The sequence below is a fragment of the Paeniglutamicibacter sp. Y32M11 genome (genome assembly GCF_019285735.1).
Classification (GTDB): domain Bacteria; phylum Actinomycetota; class Actinomycetes; order Actinomycetales; family Micrococcaceae; genus Paeniglutamicibacter.
In genome coordinates, this window is sequence record NZ_CP079107.1 from 3,356,228 (window position 1) to 3,381,072 (window position 24,845).

The 24,845-nt window shown below is 60.0% G+C and carries 21 protein-coding genes and 1 tRNA gene; 14 read left to right on the forward strand and 8 right to left on the reverse strand.

The genetic code is table 11. From position 1 onward, the window contains the following. The first annotated feature begins 234 nt into the window (after positions 1-234). The 7 genes from KUF55_RS14835 (at position 235) to KUF55_RS14865 (ending at position 7,786) form a co-directional block, all read left to right on the forward strand. The gene (locus tag KUF55_RS14835; RefSeq protein WP_132359516.1) at positions 235-1,173 is read left to right on the forward strand and encodes a LysR substrate-binding domain-containing protein; all 939 of its coding nucleotides are present in this window, start codon (positions 235-237) and stop codon (positions 1,171-1,173) included. 188 nt (positions 1,174-1,361) lie between these two features. Next, a complete protein-coding gene (gene putP, locus KUF55_RS14840) occupies positions 1,362-2,882 on the forward strand; it encodes a sodium/proline symporter PutP (protein ID WP_218817096.1) in 1,521 nt (506 codons plus the stop codon). 119 nt (positions 2,883-3,001) lie between these two features. Further along, positions 3,002-3,400 carry a DUF4282 domain-containing protein gene (locus tag KUF55_RS14845; RefSeq protein ID WP_132359520.1) on the forward strand — a complete coding sequence of 133 codons (399 nt, stop codon included), beginning with the start codon at positions 3,002-3,004 and terminating at the stop codon, positions 3,398-3,400. A gap of 170 nt (positions 3,401-3,570) precedes the next feature. After that, positions 3,571-4,065: a DUF1801 domain-containing protein gene (locus tag KUF55_RS14850; RefSeq protein WP_218817097.1), complete on the forward strand. Its 495-nt coding sequence runs from the start codon at positions 3,571-3,573 to the stop codon at positions 4,063-4,065. A gap of 257 nt (positions 4,066-4,322) precedes the next feature. After that, positions 4,323-5,855 carry a S10 family peptidase gene (locus tag KUF55_RS14855; RefSeq protein WP_218817098.1) on the forward strand — a complete coding sequence of 511 codons (1,533 nt, stop codon included), beginning with the start codon at positions 4,323-4,325 and terminating at the stop codon, positions 5,853-5,855. Positions 5,856-5,865: 10 nt separating this feature from the next. Then, positions 5,866-7,266 (forward strand): SRPBCC family protein, encoded by a 1,401-nt coding sequence (locus tag KUF55_RS14860; protein ID WP_218817099.1) that lies wholly within the window; start codon positions 5,866-5,868, stop codon positions 7,264-7,266. Further along, positions 7,259-7,786 carry a methylated-DNA--[protein]-cysteine S-methyltransferase gene (locus tag KUF55_RS14865; RefSeq protein ID WP_255557080.1) on the forward strand — a complete coding sequence of 176 codons (528 nt, stop codon included), beginning with the start codon at positions 7,259-7,261 and terminating at the stop codon, positions 7,784-7,786. Before KUF55_RS14860 ends, KUF55_RS14865 begins: the two co-directional genes overlap by 8 nt. Positions 7,787-7,859: 73 nt before the next feature. Here the strand turns inward: KUF55_RS14865 and KUF55_RS14870 are convergent, their stop codons facing one another. Then, positions 7,860-8,555: a DeoR/GlpR family DNA-binding transcription regulator gene (locus tag KUF55_RS14870; protein WP_370630996.1), complete on the reverse strand. Its 696-nt coding sequence runs from the start codon at positions 8,553-8,555 to the stop codon at positions 7,860-7,862. A 340-nt stretch (positions 8,556-8,895) separates the two neighbouring features. Between KUF55_RS14870 and galT the strand changes: the two genes are divergently transcribed. Beyond that, positions 8,896-10,032 (forward strand): galactose-1-phosphate uridylyltransferase, encoded by a 1,137-nt coding sequence (gene galT, locus KUF55_RS14875; RefSeq protein WP_255557082.1) that lies wholly within the window; start codon positions 8,896-8,898, stop codon positions 10,030-10,032. An 11-nt stretch (positions 10,033-10,043) separates the two neighbouring features. Further along, on the forward strand, positions 10,044-11,192 hold the full coding sequence (gene galK, locus KUF55_RS14880) for a galactokinase (protein WP_255557083.1): 1,149 nt from the start codon (positions 10,044-10,046) through the stop codon (positions 11,190-11,192). A 25-nt stretch (positions 11,193-11,217) separates the two neighbouring features. On the opposite strand, the gene KUF55_RS14885 is transcribed toward galK, so the two are convergent. After that, positions 11,218-12,321 carry an SH3 domain-containing protein gene (locus tag KUF55_RS14885; protein ID WP_218817103.1) on the reverse strand — a complete coding sequence of 368 codons (1,104 nt, stop codon included), beginning with the start codon at positions 12,319-12,321 and terminating at the stop codon, positions 11,218-11,220. Between the two features lie 349 nt (positions 12,322-12,670). Between KUF55_RS14885 and KUF55_RS14890 the strand changes: the two genes are divergently transcribed. Then, on the forward strand, positions 12,671-13,090 hold the full coding sequence (locus tag KUF55_RS14890; protein ID WP_218817104.1) for a hypothetical protein: 420 nt from the start codon (positions 12,671-12,673) through the stop codon (positions 13,088-13,090). Between the two features lie 56 nt (positions 13,091-13,146). On the opposite strand, the gene KUF55_RS14895 is transcribed toward KUF55_RS14890, so the two are convergent. After that, positions 13,147-13,218 (reverse strand) — tRNA-Ala (locus KUF55_RS14895). A 435-nt stretch (positions 13,219-13,653) separates the two neighbouring features. On the opposite strand from KUF55_RS14895, the gene KUF55_RS14900 reads away from it, so the two are divergent. After that, on the forward strand, positions 13,654-14,259 hold the full coding sequence (locus KUF55_RS14900; protein WP_132359538.1) for a TetR/AcrR family transcriptional regulator: 606 nt from the start codon (positions 13,654-13,656) through the stop codon (positions 14,257-14,259). A 25-nt stretch (positions 14,260-14,284) separates the two neighbouring features. On the opposite strand, the gene KUF55_RS14905 is transcribed toward KUF55_RS14900, so the two are convergent. Both KUF55_RS14905 and KUF55_RS14910 read right to left on the reverse strand, forming a co-directional pair. After that, complete coding sequence (locus KUF55_RS14905; RefSeq protein ID WP_218818819.1) at positions 14,285-15,421, reverse strand: MFS transporter; 1,137 nt, start codon at positions 15,419-15,421, stop codon at positions 14,285-14,287. Between the two features lie 262 nt (positions 15,422-15,683). After that, positions 15,684-16,937, reverse strand: coding sequence for an NAD(P)/FAD-dependent oxidoreductase (locus KUF55_RS14910; RefSeq protein WP_218817105.1), 1,254 nt, complete (start codon positions 16,935-16,937; stop codon positions 15,684-15,686). Positions 16,938-17,177: 240 nt separating this feature from the next. Here KUF55_RS14910 and KUF55_RS14915 point away from each other — a divergent pair, with 240 nt between their 5' ends. Next, entirely contained in the window at positions 17,178-18,164 is a 987-nt protein-coding gene (locus tag KUF55_RS14915; protein ID WP_218817106.1) for an endonuclease/exonuclease/phosphatase family protein, read from the forward strand. Between the two features lie 3 nt (positions 18,165-18,167). Here the strand turns inward: KUF55_RS14915 and KUF55_RS14920 are convergent, their stop codons facing one another. Continuing rightward, entirely contained in the window at positions 18,168-18,833 is a 666-nt protein-coding gene (locus KUF55_RS14920) for an alpha-ketoglutarate-dependent dioxygenase AlkB (RefSeq protein ID WP_218818820.1), read from the reverse strand. A gap of 104 nt (positions 18,834-18,937) precedes the next feature. Further along, on the reverse strand, positions 18,938-20,068 hold the full coding sequence (locus tag KUF55_RS14925) for a N(5)-(carboxyethyl)ornithine synthase (RefSeq protein ID WP_370630919.1): 1,131 nt from the start codon (positions 20,066-20,068) through the stop codon (positions 18,938-18,940). 273 nt (positions 20,069-20,341) lie between these two features. On the opposite strand from KUF55_RS14925, the gene KUF55_RS14930 reads away from it, so the two are divergent. Next, positions 20,342-21,490, forward strand: coding sequence for a DUF4232 domain-containing protein (locus KUF55_RS14930; protein ID WP_218817107.1), 1,149 nt, complete (start codon positions 20,342-20,344; stop codon positions 21,488-21,490). Positions 21,491-21,576: 86 nt separating this feature from the next. On the opposite strand, the gene KUF55_RS14935 is transcribed toward KUF55_RS14930, so the two are convergent. Beyond that, entirely contained in the window at positions 21,577-22,929 is a 1,353-nt protein-coding gene (locus KUF55_RS14935) for a monooxygenase (RefSeq protein WP_218817108.1), read from the reverse strand. A 370-nt stretch (positions 22,930-23,299) separates the two neighbouring features. Here KUF55_RS14935 and KUF55_RS14940 point away from each other — a divergent pair, with 370 nt between their 5' ends. After that, the gene (locus tag KUF55_RS14940) at positions 23,300-24,538 is read left to right on the forward strand and encodes an acyl-CoA dehydrogenase family protein (RefSeq protein ID WP_218817109.1); all 1,239 of its coding nucleotides are present in this window, start codon (positions 23,300-23,302) and stop codon (positions 24,536-24,538) included. Positions 24,539-24,845: the final 307 nt, after the last annotated feature.

Here is a 24,845-nt window from a genome sequence, read left to right on the forward strand (position 1 = left end):
AATGCTTCTCCTTGAAGGAAGTGATTTGGCAAAGACGGTTGAGCTACCTCTACCCATAATGCGCAGAAAAATATCGCGTGGATAGATCGGTTCAACAGTCAGTATGAACCCAATCATCACTTCGGCAAAAGTGAACAAACCCAAAGGTTTTACTTCGGGTTTACCAATGTATTCTGAAGGTTGCACACGTCACCGTTTTTCACCGCTGGCGCACCACAATCCAAGGAGCACATCATGCTGGAAATCCGTCGCCTGAGACTGCTGCGCGAGCTCAGCATCCGCGGCACCATCGCCGAGGTTTCCGACGCGCTGAGCTACAGTCCCTCTTCGATTTCCCAACAGCTCTCGTTGCTGGAAAAAGAGACGGGGGTGACGTTGCTGCGCAAGGTGGGCCGACGCCTGCAACTGACCCCGCAGGCCGAGGTGCTCGTGGCCCACACCGATGAACTGCTGGATTCGATGGAACGCGCCGAGGCGGATCTGGCCTCGACCCAGCCACGCATTGCCGGCACGGTGCGCTTGGCCGTATTTCAAACGGCCGTGCTCACGCTGCTGCCGGCGGTCCTGCGTCAGCTGCGTCAGCACTACCCACACCTGCGGGTGGAGGCGGTCCAGCACGAACCCGAAACTGCACTTCATGACACGTGGGCCCGGGATTTTGATCTGGTGGTGGCCGAGCAATATCCGGGACATGCCGCACCTCACTATGCAGCCCTGGACCGCAAATTCCTGGCCGATGACCCGATCCGACTCGCGCTGCCGGCCCGCAACGATGAGATGCCGGCGGAGTTCCATCATGTGAACTCCATCGAGGCCGCCGCATCCCTGCCCTGGGTCATGGAACCGCGCGGCGCGGCATCAAGGCACTGGGCCGAGCAGGCCTGCCGCACCGCCGGCTTTGAACCGGACATCCGCTACGAGACCGCCGACATGCAGGCCCACGCTCGACTAGTGGAATCGGGCAACGCCGTCGCCCTACTGCCGGACTTGGCCTGGGCGGCGCGCACCCGCGAATTGCGGATCATTGATTTGCCGGGGGCGCCACATCGCACGCTTTTTACCTCCATGCGCCATTCCTCCTCCCAGCACCCGGGGATCCTCGCCGTGCGCAGCGCGATCCACCAGCAGGCCGAGGCGTTTGAGCCGGCCATCACCACGGCGCAGGGAGTGTAATTCAGATCACAAATAGGTAACAGCGGCAAATCGACTCCCACATAACCATGGATTTTCCTGACATACTCGAGGACTGTTGCTAAGAAACATGCACATGCCGAGCGGCAGCGTTATCGTGACGCCCGGCAGCACAGATCATTTTCGGGGAGAAGTTTCTCCGGCTCGCCAACCGTCATGAGGACCACAACATGTCCGATACAACATTTCAGCTGATAGCCATCGCTGTATACCTGGCAGCAATGCTGGGTATTGGTTATTTCGCTTTCCGCCGCACCAACAACATCGACGACTACATGCTCGCGGGACGGGGGCTCAAGCCAGGAGTGGCCGCCCTGTCCGCAGGAGCCTCGGACATGTCCGGTTGGCTGTTGATGGGCCTTCCCGGCGCCATCTACCTCAACGGCCTCATCGAGGCCTGGATCGCCATCGGCCTGACCATCGGTGCGTGGCTGAACTGGAAGTTCGTCGCTCCGCGTCTGCGTTCCTACACCGCCGTGGCACAGAACGCGATCACCATCCCGAGCTTCTTCGAGAAGCGCCTGAAGGACAATAGCCACTTCCTGCGCATCGCCGCCTCGGTGATTATCCTGGCCTTCTTCACCTTCTACGTTTCCTCGGGCATGGTGGCAGCGGGCAAGTTCTTCGAGTCGTCCTTCGGCTGGAACTACTTCACTGGCCTCTTTGTGGTTGCCGGCGTCACGCTGCTCTACACGCTCTTCGGCGGATTCCTCGGTGCCACCCTCACCGACGTGGCCCAGGGCCTGTTGATGTTTGCCGCACTGATCGCCGTGCCGATCGTGGCCATCTTCCAGATGGGCAGCATTGGAGGCATTAGCGAATCGATCAAGCAGGTTAACCCCGACGCGCTAAACCTCTTCTCCAGCTTTAATACCACCAACGGGTTCCTGGCCGCCGTGGCCATCTTCTCCACCGCGGCCTGGGGTCTGGGTTACTTCGGCCAGCCGCACATCATTGTGCGCTTCATGGCACTTCGCTCCCCCTCCGAGGCCAAAACCGCTCGGCGTATCGGCGTCGGTTGGATGGTCCTGACGGCATTGGGTGCGATCGTCACGGCTCTGGTGGGCATCGCCTACTTCGCTGGCACTCCGGAGAAGGAAATCACCGACCCGGAAACCGTCTTCTTGCTGCTGAGCCAGATCTTCTTCCACCCGTTTGTTGCAGGTCTGGTCCTCGCCGCGGTGCTGGCGGCGATCATGTCCACCATGTCCTCACAGCTGATCGTGTGCTCCTCGGCCCTGGTCGAGGACCTCTACAACATCGCTGGCAAGAAGCTCAGCCCGCAGCGCGAGGTCATGCTCGGACGTACCGGCGTGCTGGTAGTTGCCGTGGTTGCAGCGGTTCTCGCGCTGAACCGGAACTCGAGCATCCTCGAACTGGTGTCCTTCGCCTGGGCAGGATTCGGTGCCGCATTCGGCCCAATCGTGTTGCTGAGCCTCTACTGGCGCAAGCTCACCTCGACCGGCGCTCTCGCCGGCATGATCACCGGTGCGTTGACCGTCTTCATCTGGGGCAACATCGACGTGCTCGCCAGCAACATGTACGAGATTGTTCCAGGCTTCATCTTGAACCTCATTGTCACCGTGGTGGTCTCCAACGCCACCTACAAGCACAATGCACTCATCGAGGAAGAATTTACCGCGATGGAGAAGGAAATCGAGGAAAACGCTCCGTACGTGGCTTCTTCGTAGCCCCGTAACTTTGCAGCGACTGCCCCCTCGCCCTTTCGGGTGAGGGGGCAGTTGTGTTTGACTTGGGGCGAAGGATCATCAATCGCTTATATAAAATTTGAGAAAGGGACCGACGAGTCGTGAAAGAACTTTTTGATTTCAACTTCGACAGCTTCGTTACCCCCAAGGTCGTCAAGCTTGTTTACATCCTGATCACCATCGGACTGGGCATCATGTACCTGTTCATGGTGATCGCTGCCTTCGCCTCGCGCGAGCCAGCACTCGGATTCCTTATCCTGATCGTCGTGGGACCGCTGGTGGTGCTGATCTATCTGGCGCTGGCACGCATGGGGCTGGAATCGTTGATCGCCACGATCCGTACCGCGCAGAACACCGGTGAATTGGTACGTATGGCCGGCGGCACGGCACCGGGGAACACTCCTCCGGCACCCGGTAGCTACCCGGGTGGACCGTCGTTTGGCGGGCCGGCCGGCCCGCAGGCCCCGCCAGCAAACCCGTACCAAACGCCGCAGCCCTAATCTGGCAGCAGATATATAGCGCGGTATGGATGAGCGGCTTCCGGAATATTTGCTTCCGGGAGCCGCTCTTCTTAATATCTGTCGACTTAGAGTGGTTACCGCGTGGCCACGCTCGATACCCCGAGCGAAGCAGCAGGCGTTGTTCGCGAGGCAACTAAAAGGGAGTCGGAATGTCAGAGACTGAATCCAGTGCGAGCCAACCACGGAAACCGAAAGGTGACGGGCAAGCTACCGCAGCGAGCGCCGAGACGTTGAAGGCGGGCATGACCGGCCGGGCGAGCCCAGCAAAAGCGGCCATCGGTGATCAACCCGTATTCGCATACATCGCGAGCCTGCCGGAGCCTCAACGCGGCATCGCCGAAGCCATTGATGCCCTCGCGGCCAGAACCCTGCCAGATCTCCACCGGTCGATCAAATGGGGAATGGTCTACTACGGCGTTGGGGACGGATGGTGTTTCAGCTGCGGCGGCTTTATCGGCCACGTCAAGCTCATGTTCATCAACGGCGCGGTACTCCTGGATCCCATACCGCCGGTGACCCCGATCGGGATGGGCAAGGCGACCCGCGGTGTCGAGCTGGGATCCCTGACTGACCTGGACGAGCAGCAGATCGCGGACTGGATGAGGCAAATCAGTTCGGCACCGGGCCTCGGCAAGAGGCGCTAAACCTTCATGGCAATGGGCATCAATCGATACGTGTCCCTCACGCATGCGCCGGTACGTAGGGCTTGCTGGCGATCGGCCCATCCCTTAACTTTTGCCATCGGGCGCCACGTCAGCATTCGCGAAAAAGGCCTACCGGGCGACGGTTTTCACCACTTTGGCAGGTTGCTCCCGGAGATTCCACGCCAATGACCTTCGGGATCGCTGCCTCGGCCCTCTCCACACGGCAAAACGGTAGCCTCGGGCTGTAGGATCGTCGCATGTCTGATGCTTCCCCCGCTTCCCCCGCTTCCGCGCCCACCTCCGATCCGGTCTTCTCCGATGACTTCGTTACTCGCAGCCATCGCACCATTTCGGGCCTGCGCTACACCAGTAGCACCGGACGCATGGTGCTTCGCGCGGAGGAAACGACCGAAGGCAAAACCGACGGGTTTAAAGCCAAGGCCGAGGTCTTCCTCATCGCGTACACCGCCGATACCGAAGAAGCACCCACCACCGGACAGGGCGCCAAGTCTCGGGCGCGCAAACCAGCTTCCCCTCCGGTGGCCAACCGCCGTCCCATCGTTTTTGCCTTTAATGGCGGCCCCGGATCGGCCAGCCTCTGGCTCCACATGGGTTTGCTGGGACCGCGCATCGTTGACTCGGGCGACGTGGGAGCCATGACACCAGCACCCTACGGTGTGGTTGATAACCCCGAATCCTTGCTGGAACATAGCGACGTGGTGATGATCGATCCGGTCAATACCGGATTCTCCCGGGTCATCGAGGGTGGAAGCGCCGATGAATTCCATTCCTTCACCGCCGACCGCGATCTGATCGCCGAGGTCATCCGACTTTGGGTCACCCGTAACCAGCGCTGGCTCTCCCCCAAGTACCTCATTGGTGAGTCCTACGGAACGATGCGCGCGGTGGCAGTGGCCCGTCGTCTGCAGGAGGCCTACGGCATGGCGGTGAACGGTTTGGGGCTCATCTCGGCGGTGCTGAACATGTCCACCCTCGACTTTGCGCCGGGCAATGACACTCCCTACCCGCTGCATCTGCCCACCTATGCGGCGATTGCCCACTATCACGGGCGCCACGGCAATCGCCCGCTTCACGAGATTGTGCGGGACGCCGAGGACTACGCGGCCGGCGACTACGTGGTGGCCCTGCATCTGGGCAACCGCATCTCCAAGCGCCGCTACGATTCGGTGGTGAAACACCTGGCCGAACTCACCACGCTTTCCGAAGCCTTCATTCGCCGCACCAATCTGCGTTGGGACTACATGGAGTTCGCCACCGAGCTTCTGCGTGACTCCGGGCTCATGGTCGGGCGCATCGACGGCCGCTTCACCGCGGCCCCACCCCGGCTGCAGCAGTCGCACACCTGGGATGATCCCTCGATGCGCGCCATCACCGGCCCCTATGCGGCAGCCATCAACCACTATGTGCGCGCGGAGCTCGGTTACGAATCCGATTTGCCCTATGAGGTACTCACCGCGCGGGTTCACCCGTGGAGCTTTGATACCTTCGAGGGCAAGCCGATCGATGTGACGGAGGATCTTCAGCGACTGCTCATCGACATCCCCGAACTGCGGGTCCACGTTGATTACGGTTACCACGACGGGGCGACACCTCACTTTGCCGCCGAATATGTGTGGGCGCACCTGCAGCTTCCGCCCTCGGCCCATGCCCGTTTCACCCACCATCACCACGCGGCCGGGCACATGATGTACCTCAATGAGCAGATCCGCAAGACCCAGTTGGCGGCACTGGCTACCTTTGTCACTGCGGGGACACCGGCAAGTCTGTAGGCTTAGGTCCATGGCCTGGCAGCGAACGCAAACCCACTTTTTCGCACTACCCGCATCCGAGCTCTGGGAAGTTCTGGGTGACCCCGCTCGAGTTCCGGAATGGAACCACGCGGTGGTGCTCCTTGAGCCGCTGGAAGCTCCCGTGGCCCCGGGCACGGCGTTGGATTGGGTACCGGCCGGAGAGGTCCTGGGGCGGATCCATTCGGCCACCGCTCCACCAGCTGTCATCACCCGACTGGATCCCGGAACCCGGCTCAGCTGGCGTCAAAAGCAGCCGGCTGGACACCTTTTGGTGGACTGGAGCCTGCGCGAGGTCAGCGGCGGTACCGAGTTGACCCAGCGGGTCTCCGTGGCGGGAGCCGCGTCGGCCGTTTTTGCCCGGACCGCTGCTGCACCGCTGGCCAATGATTTCGCGCAGAATTGCGCCAGGCTCTACACCCTGGCCGGTGGCGAGATCAGCGAGAAATTGCGCATCGTCATCGCCGGAGGCCACGGCTTTTTGGGCAGTCGCGCGGCGGCGGACCTGCACTGCCGCGGCCATGAGGTCATCATCCTGACCCGCACGATCCGTGCATCGAGTCCCTACCAGCAGGTGCTCTGGGATGGGCAGTTCCAGGGTCCATGGTCAAACTCCTTGTACCGCGCGGGGTTCAACACCGCGGTGCTGAATCTTGCCGGGGAATTGGTGGACCTCCCACCCACACCTACCAACATCGCGCTGCTGCGCGATTCGAGGGTCAATTCCACCCTCGCCCTGGTGGATGCCGCAGCGGCGGCGCCGGAACCGCTGGTTGCCTTCCTGCAGTCAAGTACCACCGCCATCTTCTCCGATACCGGGGACGCACGGCTCTCCGAGCACTCCCCACTCCCCACCGGGACCAAGGCCCTGGCCCAAATGACGGGCGTGGCCACGGCGTGGGAAGCGGCGGTGAGCGGCGTGCGAGCGGCGCATCTGCACATCCTGCGCACCTCGCTGGTCTTTGAGCAGGAGAGCCCATTGCTGAACAGGCTGTCCTTGTTGGCCAGCGTCGGACTGGGAGGTCCTGTCGCGGGTGGAACCGCGTGGGTCAGCTGGATCCATCTCGCCGATTGGTTGCGCATCGTGCGTGGATGCTTGGGCCTGGAGGAATCACTGAGCATTCCCGACGGGGTGCTGCACCTGGCTGCTCCGCACCCGGTCCGCAATGCAGACATGATGGCGGCGGTGCGGTCGCAGGTGGCGTTCGGTCCCCTGCGGCGTTTCTCGCTACCTACCCCGGCACCGCTGGTGACTGCCGGTGCCGTGGTGCTTCGCACCGACCCGGCACTGGGAACCACATCTCGGCACGTAAGTTCCGCGGTGCTGGCAGATGCCGGTTTCATCTTCGAACACCCCGACTTTGATCCTGCCCTCGGTGCGATCTTTGGTTAACGATCGCACACTGCGCCACGCGATCATCGACTCCCCGCTGGGCGCGCTGCGTCTGGTGGCATCGGCGCGTGGGATCAGCGGCATCTTCATGGACAACCACTCCCACCCGCCCGCGCCGGAAGTTCTTGGCGAGCTTCTGGGCTCACCGGCCGATGACCCGTTGATCACCCAATGCGCCAGCGAACTGGCCGAGTATTTTGCGTCTGAACGACAAACATTTACTGTGGCCACCGACGCGGTGGGAACCGAATTTCAGGAACGGGTCTGGGCACAGCTGGCGACCATCCCCTATGGACAATCGGCAACCTATGGCGAACTCGCGCTGGCCCTCGGGGATGAAAAGTTAACCCGTGCGGTGGGGACGGCCAATGGCCGTAATCCCATTTCCATCGTGGTCCCTTGTCACCGGGTCATCGGCGCCGACGGTTCGTTGACGGGTTATGCCGGCGGGCTGAAAAACAAGGAGTTTCTCCTGCGCCTCGAGGGGATTTTGCCCGCTCCGGAGGCAACACTGTTCTAGCGGGTAACTGGTGGAGGGTAGCGGCCCCAACGTCAAGCACTCGTGCGTTGCGGCGCTCGCCTCCGCTCCGGGCTTAGGCCAGGATTAGTGAGTCAATGAGCTCGCGCAAGATCTCTTGGGCATCCGGGTCCAGTTGCGCACCGGTCACCACAGCGTCGATGCCTGCCAACGGAACAATCTGGCACAAGCCAGTCACTCCCCATTTGGTGTGGTCGGCCAGGACCACCTGGCGCGCAGCGGAGCGGATAAATGCCTGATTGGTCTGCGCCTCCAGCATGTTGGGGGTGGTGTAGCCATCCTCGGCGGTCATCCCGTGCACTCCCAAGAACAAAAGATCGACGTGTAGTTGCGACAACGCGGAGAGCGCCAGCGGTCCCACCAAGGCATCAGACACCGTGCGGATCCCGCCGGTCAGAATGATGTTTTGCCCCGGTGTCGAGGCAGCGTAGAAGACCTCGGCAATACGGGGGGAATTGGTGATGACCGTCAGATCGTTGATGCCGGCACACAGTGCTGCCAGGGCGTAGGTGGTCGTCCCCGAGTTCAGCGCGATCGACATACCTGGCTTTACCCATTCAACAGCGGCCTGTGCAATGGCCCGCTTTTCCGCCGCACGCAACGCGAGTTTGTGCGTAAAACCGGGTTCATTGCTTGTCGGTGCCGCGTCCAAAGTGGCGCCGCCATGAACCTTGACCAACGCGCCGCGAGCGGCCAAGACGTTTAGATCTCGGCGCACCGTCATCTCCGAGACGCCGAGTTCCGTGGCCATGGAGGTGACGCGAACCTGTTCGCGTTCCCGCAGCGCATCTAGAATGCGTTGTTGCCTGGCACTGGCAAGCATCTCGGTCATGGTCTTCCGTTCACTGGGTGATCGATGTTTGGTTCAGCCTCCATGGTAGCGAGAAACGAACATATCGTGTCATAACGTGTTCGAAAATGGACGATATTGCGTGAACTTTCGGGTCTCCAGCGACCCGGAACTCCGCGAATCTCACCCTTGTTCGCTGCCGATTACGGTCGATCGGGTCTCCCCACACCTATCTCCACGCGTTACTTTCCGATAGAATATGATCGAATTTGTTTGATTTATCTCATATCAAGGAGAAACCGTGGATAAGAACTCGACAGCAACGCCGCCGGTACGCGCCAGCCTCGGCGATGGAAGAGAACTTCTCTACTTCTTTGACAACTCCGAAGGCCCCGCAGGTTTCATGGCGCCATCGGATGACCGTGAGCTTCCGCTGCGCCCGCCCACCTCTGAACTGCGTTATGACGCATTGAGCGGGGAATGGGTTTCCTTCGCCGCGCACCGCCAGTCACGAACCCACCTTCCGGACGCCAGCGAATGTCCGCTGTGCCCCACCCGTACTCAGATGGCCAGCGAAATTCCGGCCAACACCTATGACGTGGCGGTCTTCGAAAACCGCTTCCCATCCTTCGGCCCCGAACAGCATGTCTCCGATGTTCCAGCGGTCCTTGGAGCAGTGCGACCGGCCGACGGGCGCTGTGAGGTCATCGCTTTCGGCCCCTCGCATACCGATTCTCTGGCCTCCCTCGGCGTGCGGCGCATCCGCACGGTCATCGAAGCTTGGGCCCACCGCACACACGAACTGAGTCAGCTGGAGGGAATCGAACAGGTCTTTGCCTTTGAGAACCGTGGAGCCGAAATTGGTGTGACCTTGCATCACCCACATGGGCAGATCTATGCCTACCCCTATACAACCCCGCGCACAGAAAATCAGTTGGAGCGCGCCGCCGCTCACCGTGCGAGAACCGGGCGCCAGCTCATGGCCGACATTCTGGATTTTGAGGTCGCGGACGGCAAACGAGTGCTCGAACGCGGCGCCCACTTCACCACTTTTGTCCCCTTCGCCGCTCACATGCCCATTGAGGTTCACCTCGTGCCGCACCGCCAGGTTGCCGACCTTTCGGAACTGAACGGTGAAGAGCGTGATGAACTGGCACGGATGTACCACCGCTTGTTATCCACGGTTGATGCACTGTATCCCACACCGACTCCCTACATCGCCGGCTGGTTCCAGGCACCGACTCGGCACCAGCACCGCAGCGAGGCATGGCTCCACCTACAATTAACCTCGCCCCGTCGCGCCGAAAACAAACTTAAGTACCTCGCTGGTTCGGAGGCCGCCATGGGAGCCTTCATCGGGGACGTCACGCCCGAATCCACTGCCGCGGCACTGCGTACCGCCATGGCCACCCTTGCACCAGAAGTACTCACCAAATGAAGGACCACAGCATGAATACCCTGGCCGAGAGCTTTGCCACGTACTTCGGCCAAACGCCCGATGCCTGCTTTGCCGCCCCGGGACGGGTGAACCTCATCGGTGAGCACACCGATTACAACGAGGGCTATGTGCTCCCATTTGCGATCGACAGGCTCGCGCTGATCGGTGTGAAGATCCACGATGGTGAGGCCGAGCGGCGTCTGCGTATCGCGTCCACCCACGGTGGTCCCGTGATCGAGGTTGAGCTCCACGGTCTGAGCCCCGCATCGGTGGAGCCGTGGGCTCGCTATGTGGCAGGGGTTTTCTGGGCACTTGAGCTCCGCGGCCACCGCCTGCCGGGCGCCGACATTCTCTTGGATTCAAATGTTCCCATCGGGGCAGGACTCTCCTCCTCGGCCGCCATCGAATGTGCCGTGGCGCTGGGGCTTAACGAGCTGCTCGAGCTGGGTCTGGAACGCGATGAACTGGTCTTGATCTGCCAACGCGCCGAAAACGATTTTGTGGGGGCGCCAACCGGCATCCTTGATCAGTCGGCCTCCTTACTCAGCACCGCCGAGCATGCCCTGTTCCTTGATTGCCGTACCAAGGAAACGGAGCAGATTCAGTTGCCGCTGGCCGCCAACGGCCTAACGGTGCTGGTCATCGATACCAAGGTCAGCCACTCTCATGACTCCGGAGGCTACAAGGAATTGGTTCGCGCCTGCACCCAAGGAGCCCGAGAATTGGGTGTAATTGCCCTGCGCGACGTGGGCACGCACAGGTTGGAGGAAGCTCAGCGAGCGTTGGCACCCGACATCTACCGCAGGGTCAAGCACATCGTCACCGAGAACCAGCGCGTGTTGGATACCGTGGCATTGCTCCGCACGCACGGGCCAGCGGCGATCGGAGACCTGCTGGTGGCCAGCCACGCCTCCATGCGTGATGACTTCGGAATTTCCTGTGATGAGCTGGATCTGGCAGTGACCACATCCATGGCCGCCGGCGCCATTGGCGCCCGCATGACCGGCGGCGGTTTTGGCGGTTCGGCGATCGCGCTGCTCGAGGACTCCCGCACCGAGGAGGTATCGGTAGCTGTACGCGAAGCCTTTGCCGCCGCCGGCTACCTAAGACCCGATATCTTCTCGGTTGTCCCGGGAGCCGGAGCCCGGCGCCTGTCCTAAGGCACCGTCTGACTCCGGTTCCGCACTAGCAGGGAAGAGAGGAAGGCAGCAGCTGCGGGGTTCTGACCACGGCGCCGGCACCGTCCGTACCGCGGTAGGCACGACACACCTGGACACCGCGTGCGGCAAGGTTCGCCTTGATCTGCCGCAGTGAGTCCGGCGCGAAGCCATACCACTGCATGTGCATCAAGACTGTGTCGCGTGGTTGGGCGGCCGAAGCCCTGGCCACCGTGATGGACTTTGACTTCGTGCTCCAGTCCTCGGTATCGCGCGACCAGGTCCAAATTGCCATGCCCACTCGGTCGTAGGCGCAGCGGACACTGGTATCAATGGCACCAAATGGCGGGCGGCCAAAGTTGGTGTGCACCCCGGTGCCGCCCAACTCTGCTGCGGCAGCTGCACAGCTCAGCGGCCGCAAATCGGGATGGCTGACCGAATGGTTAATCACCCATTGCCCCTTAGCCCGGGCCAATGCCGCGATGTCCACGCCATAGCGCGACTTGAACGACGAGATGCAATCACCGGTCGGTGCCAGGACCAGACCCATGTTGTGATCGGCAGCGTAGGTCGTGGCTGCATTGAAGGCGCTCAGCGTCCTGGGGCAATCATCGAATGTCAGCACCACCCGTGAGGTGCGGTTTGGGCCCGTGGATTGCGGCGCACTGGGTGCGGTGGATGTGGTGACGTAGAGGTTGCTGATCCAGCCGGTGATTCCGGCGTAGCTGACCTTGTACCAACCCGTTGACGCACGATCCAGAACCTTCACGGTGGTCCCGAGCGGGATGGTCGCGAGAATTCGATACGCGGTGCTTGGACCGCTGCGCATGTTCAGGCTCGCGGTGGTTCGAACCGAGGCCGGCAATGTGGAAACCTTCACGTAGGCATTGCTGATCCAGCCGCTAAGTCCCCCATAGCTAACTTTGTACCAGCCCGTGGACGCGCGATCCAAGACCTTCACCGTTGTCCCCGACGGAATGGTTAGCAAAATCCGATACGCGGTACTCGGACCGGATCTCATATTCAGGTTTGCCGTAGTGGTCAGCGATGCCGGAAGAGCCGTCGCAGCTCTCTGAATCTGCTGCACTACCGCGGTATCGGCACGTGCCGAACCTTGTGGTCCCGGTGCCATCGAAGGCACGCATGAAATGACCAAGGCCACGGCTCCGAGCACTCCGACAGCACTCGGAATAATGCTATTTTTTCCCCAATGCCCCAACATCGAATTCACCCCTGTTGTACTTCCCCATGAAGATCCTTGGGGCCAGTATCTTCTTCGGTTTATGCCTAGGCAATCGGCGTGCCAAGTCTTATCCCAATCGTTGGCCCCACCGTGAAATCGGGGGGCAAAGATAACGTATTGCCTGTCACAGCCAGGCTCTGGCTCACAGCCAATTCCCGGGAATCGGGCCTAGCGTGGAGTGAAATGAACCGAGCTTTTTACCGTCGGTATGCATTTTTCGTAGGGATGAGGGATTCACATGGATCGCGTCGCCATTGTCTATTACCAACGTGATGAGCAGGCCGAGAAGCAGGCTACCGCGCTCTCCGCGAAGCTCCGTCCCTTCGAACTACGTAGCGAACTTTTTGAGGTGGCTAGCGCTTCGGCGCACGAACTTATTTTCTTCGACGCCATCGTCTTGGCGGGCCCTCTGCATTTTTCACGCCTGCACGGGTTGGCCCTCGTTAAAGCGGTCTTCGGATACCGACCGGTCGCCCTGCTAGTGACGGGGTCGCGCGACCCTGCCCGGGTACTGCGTCTGCTGCCCGGGCGGATGCGAGGCGAAGTCCCCGTCTTCGCAATCGGAACACCAAGCGCTCAGAGAATTGGGCTAGATCCTTTAGTTACGTGGTTGCGAGCCATGATTGGATATTCCGGATATCGATCCATAGCAAGCTGAGAATCCCGGTTCAACACAAAAGGTCCCAAACAAGTGTTTGGGACCTTTTGTTTCGGTGGAGGTAAGGGGATTCGAACCCCTGACCTTCTGCATGCCATGCAGACGCGCTACCAACTGCGCCATACCCCGAAAGGTTTAGTTTCAAGCTTTCCCGAAGGGCTGCCGAACCGAGATAATAATCTACAGCACAACAGCCCCCAAATGCCAATCGACCGCCACGCCGCGATCACCTCAGTTTCCGATTCGCTCGATGACGGCAGTGAAAACCCTGAAATTCCGGGCCAAATTCGACCATACACGCGAGATTGTGACGTCGGTCACCCGATGTTTATTCTGGTTTTTTGCTGGTTTTCCAGAGAAGTTGCGGTGCCGATAAACACGGCAGTCAAGACCGGACATTCTTCCCAGAAATCAGCGCCTCACCTGAACCAATGGGTTTTCGCGGTAGTGCGCAACGAGTTCCGGGGACGGCACCGGCGTCTGGAGGAACTTCGGCGGAAAACTAATACCTGCTTCGGCCCGGTATGTAATCATTGCCCCGAAATCTGGCTATTCTTAGCACCATGGCAAATCGTGGTTCATATGCAAAGGGCATCGCAAAGCGTGCCGAGATACTTGATGTGGCGTTGGAGGTATTCGCAGTTGAGGGATACCGAGGGACGTCTCTTCGTAAGGTGGCGAGTCTTTGCGATCTTTCCCTTGCCGGAGTGATGCACTACTTCGACTCGAAGGAAGATCTGTTGGTCCAGATCTTGCGTAAGCGGGACGAACGCAATGAAATTACCGGGACCGTCGAAGAACAGACTCAGCGTTTCATTGAGGTGTTGACTCAGGACACCGCAGCTCCCGGTTTGGTTGCTCTCTACGTGACCATGTCCGCAGCGGCGACCGACCCGAATCATCCTGCCGCGGCCTACTTCCAGGAGCGCTATGCCCGCCTCCTCGAGTTGGCCAAAAGTTCCTACTACAGGGACGACCGGCCTCAGCCTTCGGCCGAAGAGCTTGAATACTTCCTCGCCATGACCCGAATTTCGCTAGCCACGGCGGACGGCCTGCAGCAGCAATGGCTCGTTGACCGCACCGTCGACGTAACGGGCACCATGCAGCTGCTACTCAAGCAGATCTTCGGGTCCATGAAGACCTTCAATCATGGGGCCAGCCAGAAATAGTCCGTTGCCGCGAGGGTGTTGGTGGCTATCGAGTTTCTGCCGCGGCAATGCGCTTGGCACGAAGCCCGGTGACCAATGCCAACAGCAACCCGACCAGAGCTAAGCCAGCACCCAGGAATGCCGGTGCGCGGTAGCCGAAGCCGGCGGTAATGACGGCGGCTCCGAGAGCCGCGCCCAAGGCGTTAGCTACGTTCAGCGCCGAGTGGTTCAGTGACGCGGCTAGAGATTGCGCGCGGGGTGCCGAATCCATCAGCAGGGCCTGCAATGCAGGAACTAGCAGTGATCCGGTGCCACCCAGAATGAAGATTAGGATCAGGGTGGGGATCAGTTGCGTGGCCACCAGACCAAAGATCGACATGAAGACCACCATCGCCGCGGTGGAGAGGTAAATGGCGCCAAGCACCGACCAGTCGGCCAATCGCCCACCAATTACCGAACCAATGACCATGCCGATTCCGTAAAGTCCTAACACCAGCGGAACGGCGCCAATGGGCAACCCGGTGACGTCGGTGAGGATGGGGCTGATGTAGGAGTAGACCGCGAAGAACCCACCGAAACCGACAATTCCGGTCAGCATGGCCATCCAGACCTGTCCACTCTTGAGCGCCGAAAGCTCCCTGCGGATGCTGGCACCTTCTTGCGCCGGGGCGTAGGGGACGAAGAATCTGATGGCAACAAATGTCAGTGCACCCACGAGTCCGACGATGGCAAACATCCAGCGCCAGCCATAGCTTTGCCCGATGAATGTCACCACCGGTACACCAATCACATTGGCCACGGCCAACCCCATCATGACCCAGGCGATGGCCCGACCACGCATGGACGCCGGCACCAAGGTGCCAGCCAGAATCGCAGCGATGCCGAAGTAGGCACCGTGCGGCAGGCCGGCCAGGAACCTCGAGACGATCATCCACTCATAGTTAGCGGCAAAGAGTGAGCCGAGGTTGGCCAGCGTGAAGAAGGCCATGAGCCACAGCACCATGGTTTTGCGAGCCACTCGGGCGCCCAAGGCGGTGAGCACCGGTGCGCCGACCACCACGCCGATGGCGTAGGAGGAGATCAGCAGGCCCATTTGTGCATTGCTGACACCAAGATCGGTGGCACCCTCCTGGAGCAAGCCCATGATGGTGAATTCCGTGGTTCCGATACCGAATCCGCCCATGGCCAAGGCCACGACGGCCAGTAGCAGTGGCGTGCCGGAAAGATGAGTACTGTGGTTTGAGCTGGTTTTTTCCGGGACTTTGGCGTCGGATTTCACGGGTGCCTTTTCGATGGTTCAGTGGGAAGTCAACGGTGAGGTTCATGAAGCCGGTCTCCCCACCAGTCTTAACCCTACGTGGGTGAAGAAGTACGGCGCACCAGAAGTGAGCATGACCACTGGCGTTCGTGACCAGAGACTAACACCCTGCAAGCCGGATGCTGGGCTAGAGCGCGAAGAGATCGTTGGTGGAGTCCTTGAGCTTCTCCACCGCCACCTCTGTGCCGATCATGTCACGCAAATGATCGTTGACGTCCCACATATTCACGTTCATGCCCGCAGTGATGACTCCCGAGCGCAGCCAGAAGATGATGAATTCGCCCTTGCGCATGTCTCCACGAATAACAGCTTCGTCGTCGGTGGCCCTGTCCCCCACGTATTCCATGCCTAAATCGAATTGATCGGTGAAGAAATACGGTAGCCAGTCATACGATTCGGACCGACCCAAAATCGTTGCCGCAGCCAGCTTTCCCTGACGGATCGCGTTGTCCCAGTGTTCCACCCGCAGGCTGCGGCCCAGCCGAGTGTTGTAGGCGTCCGCCACGTCTCCGATGGCGAGGACGTTCTTGTCGCTGCTGCGCAGCTGCGGATCAACCAGCACCCCGGTTCCAACCGCTATCCCCGCGGCCTCCGCTAGCTCGGTGTTGGGCACCGCTCCGATGGCCAGCAGGACCAGGTCCGCCTGAACTCCGCCGGTGGCTGTCTCCACCACGAGACCGCCCCGTGCCTCTATGCTCATGCCCCTGACGGCAGTCCCAAACTGAAATTTCACACCCTGGCTTGTATGAAGCTGCGCCACATGGGATCCGAATTCGAAACCCATGGCCGTGGCAAGCGGAATCTGACCGGGAGTCAGCACGGTGACCTCCATCCCCGCGCTCCGGGCGGAGGCAGCAACTTCCATGCCGATCCACCCCGATCCGACGATGACCAAATGTTTGCCTGCAAGCAGACGTTCCCTCATGTTCTTGGAGTCCTCCAGTGAGCGCAACGTCAAGACTCCGGGAAGGTCCCAGCCGGGCATCTTGGATTCCGGCCCACCCAAGCGCGAACGACAACCGGTGGCTAGGACGAGGTGTTGATACCCCACGGTGGAGGAATCAGAGAGGATAACGTTCTGGCCGGAGACATCAATGCTTTCGGCCTTCACCGAGAGCCGCAGGTCGATGTCCGCTTCGGCGTACCAACTGGCCGGAAAGGGTGCCAGCTCCGACTCGGATTTTTTACCCTGGAGGAATTCCTTGGAGAGTGGGGGACGTTCATAGGGCACCTCGTTCTCGGAGGCGATGAGCGTGATCGGGAGGGTGTAGCCACCCTCGCGCAGGGCATGGACACAGTGTGCTGCACTGAGTCCTCCACCGATCACCACCGTCCCGAGGGTGTTGGTGGTTTCTGAGTTATTCGCGTCCCGAGCACTCATCATTTCTGTCCTGTCACCGAAGAGCCCACCGCACCATGCGCTACAGCGCTTTCAAGTGCCACGGGCAAAAGAATTCCCTCTTCTCACAATGGCACCTAAGGCCCTGGGAGTCGATAGGCTCTCAAGCTCACACCGGGGCACGCCACATGTCATATTTTCTGGGTTTACACACGAAACTCCGGGGTCGGCATCAGGCGGGCCCCATGCGCGGGCCAGCTCAGTGTGGGATTGTTGGTAACGATGTCTTCTAACTCTGCCCTTCCACGCGTTGCGACCCGATCGCGACATCGTCGGACGCGCTCCCACCGTTTCCTGCGTTTTCTGGTGATTCTTGGGGCGCTGTCCAGCGCCCTGCTCATCGCCTTTCACCAGCGCGTACCCGATCTGTTTGGACTGGGTCTGCTGCTGGATAATTTCGCCCCATGGCTGGGACTAGCCGTTCTCGTCGTGGGTCTCTTCGCTATCATTTCGCGCAGCCGCACCTCATTGGTGGTGTTCCTGATCCCCGTATTAACGTGGCTGTTCACCTTCGGTCCCGGCATTATTCCGCTGTCGTGGACGGCGCCCGCGGCAGCATCCAGCACCTTGACCCTCGGTAGCCAAAACATCAAGGCTGGCACCGGCACGGCTACGGAGTCGGCACTCGATTTGGCGTCGGGAAGTAGCGACATCATTGCTCTTCAGGAGCTAGATGAGAACAGTGCCCAGCGAGTCACCTCTGCCCTCGAGGCTCAGTATCCGCATCATTTTGTTGTTGGCACCGTCGGGGTATGGAGCAAATACCCCTTGGTGAACTCTCGTGCGTTGGATCTCGGTTTGGGTTGGAAGCGCGCGTTGTCGGCCCAGGTCCAGACCGGTGCAGGAAATATCCAGATCTATGTTGTGCATGCTGCCTCGGCCCGCCCGAATGATCACGTGGATCGTGATGAAATGCTGAGCCAGTTGGCCATGACGGTGAGCGCAGATTCGCACCAGAACATCATTGCCCTGGGTGACTTTAATGCAACGAGTACCGACCGAGCATTCCAAAAGATCTCGGATGTTCTGGACGAGCCCAACCAAGACAACGGGCTCTTTGGATTTACCTGGCCTCAAACGCCGTTTGCGATGATGCGCCTTGACCACGTATTGGTACGCGGTTTGGACGTCACTTCGAACATCACGGCTAATGCCGGTCTCAGCGACCACCGAGCGGTACTGACCACGGTGAATCTACCGGGTAATTGAGTCTCAGTCCGATAGTCCGGTCACCCTCATGGTGATGTTGATCCGTCCGGCGCCAAGACCGCAATCCTCCGGTGCCGTTCCGGGCAGGATCTTTGTGACGCCGTGGAAGGCCAGACGGGCGGGACCTCCAAAAACGAACAGGTCACCGGAGGCCAAGGCGATGTCCTCGTAGGGCTGGTTTCGATGCTGGGTATTGCCAAATCGGAACTTGCAGGTGTCGCCGATGGAGAGGGAGACCACGGGGTCCCCCAGGTGCTCATCTCGGTCTTGATGCATGCCCATTTTGGCATCAGTCCCGTAGTAGTTCACTAGGGCGGCGTCCGGCGTGTAGCGCTCGGCGGCAACTTGGTCCCGAGTTGCGGCAAAAATCGCCTTGCGCCCCAGACGGACCATCCAATCCGGGAAGTCCAGGACACGATTGCCGTTGACGTCGGTGGCTTCGCGTGAATACTCGTAGGGACGCCAATGCCAGCCGAGACACAGTGATTGCACGGACATTTCGTGATCCCCGATCTTGGCCGCCCGCGGAGGCACAGGTCCTGCGCCCCATTCATGGAAGCGTGCCACGATCCACCGCTGTTCCTCGGCGCTGAGCCAATCCGGCACCCAATAGGCTCCAGGACTTAGTTCACGCCGAGGACGGCTGAGAAAACTCTCCGAAAAGAGCATGTTCACGATCAGTTCCCTTATCTATCCGGGTCGCTGCCACACGCTAGCTAGTGCGGCGATGCCGCTATCAAGCATGCCAGAGCGGCAGCTTCCCGGTGGCCTACCTAGTCAATCAATTTTCGGTGTGGGTATTCCCCCGACCTCTTCTGGAACTCGAGGATCGCGGGGTTCTGGATAATGCCATCACGAATTTCTATGGCGCGGGAGATGGTTTCGTTCTTTGACCACGCTTCTCGACCGTCCAGCACCACATCCAAGAAGGGTAAGAGCCCTCCGCTGATTTCCCAGCTGGCCGAGTTCCACAGGTATGAGGGGCTGTGGTCAACTGCGTAGTAGTTTATGTTCCCACCCACCGTGTGCATCGGGTCGGCGAAGGTGCTGGGCTTGGCCCATTCGAAGCCCATGCCTTCGTCGCAAGAGACATCAACGATGAGGCTTCCCGGAGTGAAGGCAGATAATTCGCCGGTGCGCAGGTACATGAGCGGGGCGTTCGGGTCCTGGAGGGTGCAGTTCACCACGATGTCGCTCTCGGCCAGGAACGGCGCCAGCGGCAAACGTCCTTCATCGGTGATGACTTCGCTCAGGTGGGGTCCGCCGTCGTGCTCAAATTGCACCATTTCTACGGAGTGGATGGGCGCGGCAACGGCTGCCACCGACCTTCCGGTCAGTACCCGCACGTCATGGATGCCGTGGCCGTGCAGTGCTGTGACGGCCCCTCGCGCGGTGGCACCGAAGCCGATCACAACGGCGCTAAGTTTACGTCCGTAGTCGCCGGTGGACCCGCAGAGCTGCAGAGCGTGGATGACCGAGGCATAACCGGCGATTTCGTTGTTTTTGTGGAAGACGTGTAGCCCAAAACTGCCGTCGGATCCCCAGTGGTTCATGGCTTCGAAGGCGATCAAGGTGAGTTTCTTGTCGATGGCCAGCTGCGTGAGAGCCGTGTCCTGTACACAATGCGGCCAGCCCCACAGGGTCTGACCAACACGCATTTCTTGCAGGTCGGCAAGCTGTGGTTTCGGCAGCAGGATGATATCCGCGCTGGCAAAGATTTCGCTGCGTGTGGCGATCCGACCTACAAATGGGGCCAAGGCCTCATCGTCCAGGCCCACCGACGCGCCGTAACCGGTTTCAATAACTATTCGAGAGCGAAAGCGCTCATCAATTCGTTCAAAATGTGCTGGGTGGATCGGTAGGCGGCGCTCGTCTACCTTGTTCGAGGTTGCAATGACGCCCAATGAAGGTTCATTTGATACGGTCAAAATTCGTGCCTCTTCCTAGGTGGAGAGGGCCAATCGGCGCTCCCCATTAAGCTCACGGTACACGGAAAATACATTTTTTCCGGCGTTTAGTCCATGATTTGGTACGCATATTGGTCAACGCTGCGACTAAATTTATGGGTTAAAAAACCACTGCATCAGTAAACTATTCGCGCGCGTTTTCCAACGGATTCTCGGACCATAATTTATCGCAGACGAAAGTCCCTAGTGAGGTCAGCTACCCTTTCAACTATGGATAAGCGCAATCATTTGACGATGGCCGCGGCATGGATCTCGGTATTGGCTGGACTTGGTTGGGTATTCAGCGGTGTACTCAATGGCTGGCTACTCAGAAGCCAAATAGCCATCCCGTCACAATTCGTGAACTTGGTGGTCCCAGAAACGTTTGCCAACACCACGTGGCAAATGATCCAACCCTGGCCGGTGCTCTTGGTCGTGTTTTCCGCCCTTGCCCTCATTTCCTTGACGGCACTTCTTCTGACTTTCTCCGCACGACCTAGCAAGGCACAGACGACACCGCCCCACCCTGGCTTCCTCGCGATCTGGATGTGCATCGTTATCGCAGCGTTTGGCACGGCGCTACTGACCTCGCTGGGCGACATCATCGCAACATGGCCACCGGCACGTCTGGCTTGGATGCTAGAACGTGTTGAACCCGCGTTGTCCTCAGCAGCGTACTGGGGAATCGTTTGGGGTTGGGTGCCGGCGCTGATCGGTTCACGCATCCTGCGGCTAGCGCACCGAGAGAGCAGCGATGCCCCAGAGCGTGGCCATCCACGAGCCATCCTTAGTTTCGCGACGGTGCTCATCGCCGCCGCTCTAACTGCGTCCCTACCCCTTGCTGAACATTCCACACAGGATGCCAAGGCCAGCGCACCCGAACCGGTACCAGCGCCCACTACGGCGCCCCTAACGTTCGGCTCGCCAGAGGTTTCGAGTGCTTTCCAGGAGGTCGGGGAGAACTGGTGCACCGGAGACCAAGTCAGCATCACCTGGGGTGAACCCGAGGGCGCAACTGGCCATCGCGGCATGAGCTTCCAACTGAGAAACACCGATTCAACACCGTGTGTGGTGGCCTCGTACCCCGATGTGGCCTTCGATGATGCCAACGGCAATGCCATCGATGTACTGATCGTTCAGGGCGGTTCATTCATGACCGATGACGCAGGAATTTCCAGCATCACCCTCACACCCGGATCCAGCGCCCAGGCCTTCCTCGGCTGGAATGCCATGGCCGCGGCGGGAGACACCCGCACCGGCACCATGCTGGTGGCTCCCTATGCCGGGACCCCACGCCAGAGCGCACCGGTGGACCTAGACATTATTGATGGTGGGGCGGTGTCCGTGACGGCCTGGGAACCCGTAGTAGCTGCCAAATAGTCGGCCTTCGTGCCGCTGTCCCGCACATCATTCCGGCGCCACCTTTCGATTTCACAAGAGGTGGCACCGGGAGGAGACTTCGAGCTTTAGGCCTTAGTGGAACTCGCGCCGATCGCCCATACCCGCGGCAACTGCACACCATTCACGGACCGGTCCCCCACCAAACGAGCCTTGTATACCCAGGGGTTATGGTTTCCAGCGGTGCGGGCATTGCGCCAGTGACGATCGAGGTTCTTCTTTACCGAGGTGGCCGAGGCCGCCAAGGCATCAAAGGCATGTGACAGAGCGTTTGTTGCCAGGGGCGTGAGCGCAATTTGACCCTCGGCCGATGCCAACTCGGCGACGTCGTTAAAATCCTCTTCTCGCTGCACGTCGATATGTCCCGCACGCAGCTCCAGCGCAGCATCATGTGCACCCTGAAGGGCCTGAGCAGCTCGGTGCACAATTGCCTCGCCGGCAAAACCAACTGCACCCAGTTCGCCAATGATCTGCAGGATCTGCGGGTCTTCGCGCCAGATGCCCGCTGCGGCGTGTGAGAAGGTTCGGGTGCGCTGGCGCACCTCGGTGGCGAACTCTCGTTCCGCGGCACGCACACTTCCGGCGAGCACTGCCAGAAGCACTACCTGATAGAACGCCGTCTGGTACTTGAATCGCTCATCGAAGTTGATCAGGTGATCTTCGTGAACCACCGCGTCAACAAAAGTTGAGGTCCCCGAACCGGTGGTGCGCTGGCCGAAGCCATCCCAGTTATCACGATGTGTGACCCCCGCTTGGTGAGCGCTGACAGCGGCAATCACCCGTTTCCCGGTGTCGGTGCGCTCGGCGTAGGTATCGAGCCAATCGGCGTAGATACTGCCGGTGGAATAGTACTTGGTGCCGTTAACTCGGAAGTTTCCTTCGCCGAGTTCGGGCGCAGGGACCACCTTGGTCTGTACGTCGCCAACCTCCACGGCGCCGATCTCGGTCCACGAATTTCCTACCAATTCGCCGCGTACGAACCTATCAATCCACACCTTTCGAGCGGGGCCGGATTCGACGAGGATTCGATCCTCAACAAACGCGAAGTGTCCGCGCAGTGCCTGCGGGATATTGGAATCGGCGGCAGCCAATTCCGTCAGCAAATCAAAGAGCTGAGGCAACGTTGCGCCGAATCCGCCCTCGGCCACCGGGACTCGCAACGCGCCGAAACCGGCCGCCGCGAGTTCGCGAATCTGCGCTACCGGCAGGACATGGTCTTGTTCGCGCTGTGATGCGCCCGCCGCGATGCGTTCAAAGATGGGTCGAAAGTGGAGAGCCAATTCGTTGTAGTCCGGCTGCTGCGTCGTTCGCTGCGTCACCGCAGCGACCTTCGCCGCCTCACGATCAGCCTCCGCGAAGGTTGCTTGTCCCGAGTCCGTCGCTGACGTGGTGGGATCCGTTAGCTGAATCTGCGCCGTCATGTTTCCTCTTTTCCCTGCCGCCGTCACCGGGCAACACTTTGATATTCGTCCTTGGATGACCGAAGGAGTACCCGGTCTGAATTACCTGCCCATGAGGCCGCTGAGCCGAGCCTAGGAGACTTCGCGGTGGCACATCCACGAGATGTCCGCCATTGACTCGGTATTACTTTGCATGACTCCTCATGTGACCTCGTATGACTCCAGGTAACGGTGCGGCCGTCGAGGACGGACATTTTTCGTGACGCCATGACATCTCGCGACCAAGGTTCGCAGGGTCGGCCGCCCCGATCCTAGGCTCGGTCCATATACACAGCCCTCGCAGCTCTCGACGGCACGGCCACACATCAATCCGATTTCGGAGGAACACCTCATGACGCTTCCACTTCACGAAGCCCTCAAGCAGTCCCCTTGGCAGAACCAGCCGGTTCCCCACGACGCCGCTGGATGGATTCAGCGTGCCGATGAGGTTGCAGCCATTCTCGCCGTAGATGCTCTGGAACGTGATCGGGCCGCGGAAATCGCCACACACGAAGTCCAGCTGCTTAAGGACGCGGGCCTCACCACCATCTTGGGGCCAACACAATTCGGCGGTGGCGGGCAAAGCTGGCAGACGGCATTACAGATCATCCAGGTGGTTTCCGCCGCGGATGCGTCGGTGGGCCAACTGCTCGGTTATCACCTGCTGTGGGCTTGGGCCGTGCGCTTGGTAGGCACCGACGATCAGATCGCCGCCGTTGAGCAGCTATACACGAGCGAAAACCTGTTCTTTGGTGGCGCGGTGAATCCTCGTGACAGCGACCTGAACATCGAGGATGCCGGGGACCACCTGATTTACACGGGCCAGAAGTCCTTCAGCACCGGGGCCCGAGTCTCGGATCTCGTCGTCTTGGAAGGTACGTTGCCCAACGGTGCGCACGTGTTCGCCATCGTTCCCACCGCACAGGATGGCATTGAGTTCCTAGGCAATTGGGACAATCTGGGCCAGCGTCTCTCAGAATCCGGTGGCATCAAGATCACCGGTGTTGAGGTCGATTGGGCCGGTGCCGCCGGATACGTGAACAAGGAATTCCAGCCACTGGTCTACAACACGTTGAATGTGCCGTTGATCCAGCAGATCTTTACGGCCATTTACTTAGGCATTGCCGAGGGTGCCTTGCGTACCGCCGGAACCTACACCCGAGATCGTTCTCGCGCATGGCCCTACAGCACCGACCCCAAGGACAGCGCGTCAGCTGAGGCACATGTGCTGGAGACCTATGGTGATTTGCGTGCCAAGCTTTGGGCAGCTCAGGCACTGGCAAAATCGGTTGATGAGGAAATTTCCTTGGTCCTTCACGCCGATCGTGAGGCACTCACCGCGGGACAACGCGGGTTGATCGCCGTGCGCGTTGCCGCTTCAAAGCAGGTTGCATCAACCATCGCGCTCGAGGTCACCAACAGGATCTTTGAAGTCACCGGCGCTCGGGCGACCTCAAATGCTGTGGGGTTGGATATCTACTGGCGCAACATCCGTACCCACTCCTTGCACGATCCGGTGGCGTTCAAGCGCCGCGAGGTCGGCGAATACGAACTGCTCGGTCTGCTGCCAGAGCCGTCCTGGTACACCTAAGAAAGAGCAGCACTTGGCCATGCCCACAAGCATCGGTCACGAGCGGCGTATCCCCCGTTTTCCGAGGGGTACGCCGCTCGTACGTGAGTGGCAAGGCCATGGATCCAATTGCTATTGAGCCTGTGGAATAGAGAACACCTGTCAGCACGGCGAAAAACCGACCCAGGCATAGGAGATAATCGGTCCTGCGAAGGCCAGAGCGTCATCGCGCTCGCCGGTGTTTTTGATTTGAGACCGTGCCATATGTCCGAAATTATGCCCAGTACGCCGGTGGCCATACCGAGTGTCAGCGCCGTCATATGCCAAC

Bases quoted from the DNA above. Each gene is read 5' to 3' on its own strand.
- KUF55_RS14835 (WP_132359516.1), top strand. From the start codon at position 235: ATGCTGGAAATCCGTCGCCTGAGACTGCTGCGCGAGCTCAGCATCCGC.
- putP (WP_218817096.1), top strand. From the start codon at position 1,362: ATGTCCGATACAACATTTCAGCTGATAGCCATCGCTGTATACCTGGCA.
- KUF55_RS14850 (WP_218817097.1), top strand. From the start codon at position 3,571: ATGTCAGAGACTGAATCCAGTGCGAGCCAACCACGGAAACCGAAAGGT.
- KUF55_RS14855 (WP_218817098.1), top strand. From the start codon at position 4,323: ATGTCTGATGCTTCCCCCGCTTCCCCCGCTTCCGCGCCCACCTCCGAT.
- KUF55_RS14860 (WP_218817099.1), top strand. From the start codon at position 5,866: ATGGCCTGGCAGCGAACGCAAACCCACTTTTTCGCACTACCCGCATCC.
- KUF55_RS14870 (WP_370630996.1), bottom strand. From the start codon at position 8,555: ATGGCCACGGAACTCGGCGTCTCGGAGATGACGGTGCGCCGAGATCTA.
- galK (WP_255557083.1), top strand. From the start codon at position 10,044: ATGAATACCCTGGCCGAGAGCTTTGCCACGTACTTCGGCCAAACGCCC.
- KUF55_RS14885 (WP_218817103.1), bottom strand. From the start codon at position 12,321: ATGGCACCGGGACCACAAGGTTCGGCACGTGCCGATACCGCGGTAGTG.
- KUF55_RS14890 (WP_218817104.1), top strand. From the start codon at position 12,671: ATGGATCGCGTCGCCATTGTCTATTACCAACGTGATGAGCAGGCCGAG.
- KUF55_RS14900 (WP_132359538.1), top strand. From the start codon at position 13,654: ATGGCAAATCGTGGTTCATATGCAAAGGGCATCGCAAAGCGTGCCGAG.
- KUF55_RS14905 (WP_218818819.1), bottom strand. From the start codon at position 15,421: ATGGGCGGATTCGGTATCGGAACCACGGAATTCACCATCATGGGCTTG.
- KUF55_RS14910 (WP_218817105.1), bottom strand. From the start codon at position 16,937: ATGAGTGCTCGGGACGCGAATAACTCAGAAACCACCAACACCCTCGGG.
- KUF55_RS14915 (WP_218817106.1), top strand. From the start codon at position 17,178: ATGTCTTCTAACTCTGCCCTTCCACGCGTTGCGACCCGATCGCGACAT.
- KUF55_RS14920 (WP_218818820.1), bottom strand. From the start codon at position 18,833: ATGCTCTTTTCGGAGAGTTTTCTCAGCCGTCCTCGGCGTGAACTAAGT.
- KUF55_RS14930 (WP_218817107.1), top strand. From the start codon at position 20,342: ATGGATAAGCGCAATCATTTGACGATGGCCGCGGCATGGATCTCGGTA.
- KUF55_RS14935 (WP_218817108.1), bottom strand. From the start codon at position 22,929: ATGACGGCGCAGATTCAGCTAACGGATCCCACCACGTCAGCGACGGAC.
- KUF55_RS14940 (WP_218817109.1), top strand. From the start codon at position 23,300: ATGACGCTTCCACTTCACGAAGCCCTCAAGCAGTCCCCTTGGCAGAAC.